At 77.5% G+C, this 3,077-nt stretch carries 2 protein-coding genes; one reads left to right on the top strand and one right to left on the bottom strand.

Annotated features, from left to right (window positions below; translation table 11 throughout):
* Positions 1 to 804 precede the first annotated feature (804 nt).
* Positions 805 to 2,475 (bottom strand): sigma-70 family RNA polymerase sigma factor, encoded by a 1,671-nt coding sequence (locus D459_RS34005; protein ID WP_051065590.1) that lies wholly within the window; start codon positions 2,473 to 2,475, stop codon positions 805 to 807.
* Between the two features lie 240 nt (positions 2,476 to 2,715).
* Between D459_RS34005 and D459_RS35715 the strand changes: the two genes are divergently transcribed.
* Positions 2,716 to 3,077: DUF1707 SHOCT-like domain-containing protein (locus tag D459_RS35715; RefSeq protein ID WP_017596683.1), on the top strand; the 362-nt coding region annotated here is incomplete at its 3' end.

Below are 3,077 nucleotides of genomic sequence, written 5' to 3'. Positions count from 1 at the left end.
ACCAGCCGGTCCCCTCCCCGCCCTCGCTGCCCGCTTGAACCCCCGCCCCGCGAGACGCCGCGCTCGGGTGATCGGCTTTGCCCCTCTGCTTCCTCCGCCGTTGCTGCTGGCCTGAAGCTCGGCCCCGTGGGGTCCGCGCCCGACCGACCAGCCGGTCCCCTCCCCGCCCTCGCTGCCCGCTTGAACCCCCGCCCCGCGAGACGCCGCGCTCGGGTGATCGGCTTTGCCCCTCTGCTTCCTCCGCCGTGGCTGCTGGCCTGAAGCTCGGCCCCGTGGGGTCCGCGCCCGACCGACCAGCCGGTCCCCTCCCCGCCCTCGCTGCCCGTTTGAACCCCCGCCCCGCGAGACGCCGCGCTCGGGTGATCGGCTTTGCCCCTCTGCTTCCTCCGCCGTGGCTGCTGGCCTGAAGCTCGGCCCCGTGGGGTCCGCGCCCGACCGACCAGCCGGTCCCCTCCCCGCCCTCGCTGCCCGCTTGAACCCCCGCCCCGCGAGACGCCGCGCCCGGCCGAGGAGCCCGACCCCGCCCCTACCGGCGCCGTCGCCGCCCGTCTTGACCTTCACCCCGTGGGGCGCCGCGCCAGACCGACCAGCCGGTGCCCTCCTCGCCCTCGCCGCCCGTCTTGACCTTCGCTCCGCGAGACGCCGCACCCGGCCGGGGCACCCGGCCCCGGCCCTTCCTCCGTCGTCGCCGCCTGCTCTCCGAGATGCTCGAAGAGAGCCCCCTGCCATCGGCCCCCTCGCCGGGAAGTCGCCCGGAGAACCGAAGCGCCTCGTGGAGACCGCGTGAGACCTCACTCCTCGGGGTCACTCGGACACCGTGAACCGCAGGCTGATCGCGTCGTAGTAGTTGTAGACGGTCACCAGGGAGGAGTCGTCCTCCGGTGGCGGATCGGGCTCGCCCCACCAGCCGCCGAAGCCCTCGTCCCAGTTCTCCGCCCCGAGCTGGAAGGTGTTGCCCTCCGGGTCGGCCTCCTCGGTGACGACGTAGTAGGTGCCGTCCGGGTGCTGGAGGAAGCGGAACATCTGCCCCTCCCGGTCCGCCCGGCAGGGGCCGTGGACGACCGCGTCGCCGTCGCCGCCGCCCGAGCCGTAGTCGAGGCAGCCGCCGGTCTCCGCGTTCCGCAGCCAGGTGCGGTCGTCGCCCGGCTCCAGGGCGAAGGTCTCCCACACCTCGTCCTCGCCGCCCGCGCAGGCGCGCAACACCACCTGGTCGCCCTCGGGCAGGACGCACGCCCCGGTGCCCGCGTTCATCAGCCGCGCCTCGTCGGCCTCCGGCCCCAGGTCGTCGCCCTCGACCCGGGAGGGGTCGGTCTCGTCCTCGTCCTTCCGGTCCTTCCGCTCGTCCTCCTCGCCCCCGTCCTCCGGCGTCTCCTCGGTGACCGAGTCGGGGGCGGGCTCCTGGGAGGCCGCGCCGGGGTCCGGCGGCGCGCCCCCGCCGGTGCCCGCCTCCACCCGGTCGGTCGCCGCCGCGCCCGGGTCCGGCCGGTCCGCGTCCGGTGCGGGGACGCCGCCCAGCACGGCCGCGCCGCCGACCACCGTCGCGGTGCCCAGCGCCGCCGCGCCGGCCAGCAGCGGACCGGACGACAGTTTGCCCGCCGCCAGCGCCGACCCGGCCCCGGCCGCGCCGACCGCGCCGCCGACCGCCGCGGTGGTGGTGTGCAGGGCGGTGGCGCCGGCGAACGGCCCGGCCCAGAGCAGCACCGCGGCGGGCAGAACCGCGCGCATCCGCCGGTTCATCCCGGTCAGCTCGGCGAAGGCGGCCCGGCAGCGGGGGCACTCGTCCAGGTGCCGGCCGAGGGCGCGCTTGGGGCGCTGCCTGGCCCGGCGCACCTCCGCGCCCATCAGCGAGGCGTACGGCCGGCACTCGGCGTCGGCCGTCGCCGCGTGCGCCGTCAGGTAGGCCTCGCGCAGCCCCTCCCGGGCCCGCGAGGCCAGCGAGCCGACGCCGCTGGCGCCGATGCCGAGCAGCGGGGCGACCCGGCCGGCCGCCTCCCCCTCCACCTCGGTGTGCCAGAGCACGGCCTGCCAGCGCTCCGGGAGCGACCGGAAGGCGGCGCGCACCATGCCGCCGTCCTCCTGGCGGATCACCCTCTCCTCGCCGCTCTCCTCGGCGGGGGCCCGCTCCAGCCAGCGCTCGAAGTCGGGGGCAAGCTCGGTGCGGCGCTCGGTGCGCGCCCACTCGGCGGCGGTCCGCCTGACCACCGCCAGCAGGTAGGGCCGCCACGCCTCCTCCGGCCCGCCGCCGCCCCGCACCGCCTCCAGGGTGCGGGTGAACGCCTCCGAGGCGAGGTCCTCCGCGGTGTGGGGGTCCCGGCAGCAGGTCTTGGCGTAGACCAGCACGGCCTTCCAGTGCCGCCGGTAGAGGCCGTCCAGCGCCGCCGAGGCCCGCTCCCCGGAGCCCCGCAGCGCGGCCCCGAGCACCGCATCCGACCCGCCCTGCCGGCCGCTCTCCGGCCCGGCCTCGGTCTCGGTCATGTCTCTCCGCCCGTGCTCGACGCGCCGCTGTGGACCTCCGCCATTGTGGAACGTCGCACACTCCTTGAAAAGGGCGGATCAGGAGACTCTCGTCGCCCTCCCGCCCCCTTCCGCCCACCACTCCCGGAAACGCCCCGGTCACCCCGTGTGTCAGCGATCGGACACCGGATCGCGGAACCCGCGGCCGCCGCCGGCCGTCGGGAAGGGCGAGTGGCGCACCCACGAGGAGAGGCGGCCCCCATGCCCGTGCCCGACGACGCACTCCGCGCCTCCGACCGCGAGCGGGACGCCGCCCTGGACCGGCTGCGCACCGCCTACCAGGAGGGGATGCTGACCGGCTCCGAGCACGAGCGGCGCGCCGGGGAGGCGCTCGCCGCCCGCACCCGCGGCGACCTCGCCCCGCTCCTCGCCGACCTGCCGGACCGGGCCCCGGCCGCCCGGCGCGCCCCGGTGAGCCCGCTGCACGCCTGGGCGCTCTTCTCCGCGATCGCGTTCGTGCTGTGGGTGGCGCCCGCGACCGCCCTCGGCCTCGGCGGGCCGTCCGTGCTCGCCTGGCTCGCCTGCTGCCTCCTGCTGGGCGCACCCGCCGCCGCGGTCGCCGT

The sequence above is a fragment of the Nocardiopsis potens DSM 45234 genome (assembly GCF_000341105.1).
In the GTDB taxonomy this organism is placed as follows: Bacteria; Actinomycetota; Actinomycetes; order Streptosporangiales; family Streptosporangiaceae; genus Nocardiopsis_A; species Nocardiopsis_A potens.
The sequence above is the reverse complement of the archived record's forward strand: the minus strand, read 5'-3'. Positions and strand labels throughout refer to the sequence as shown.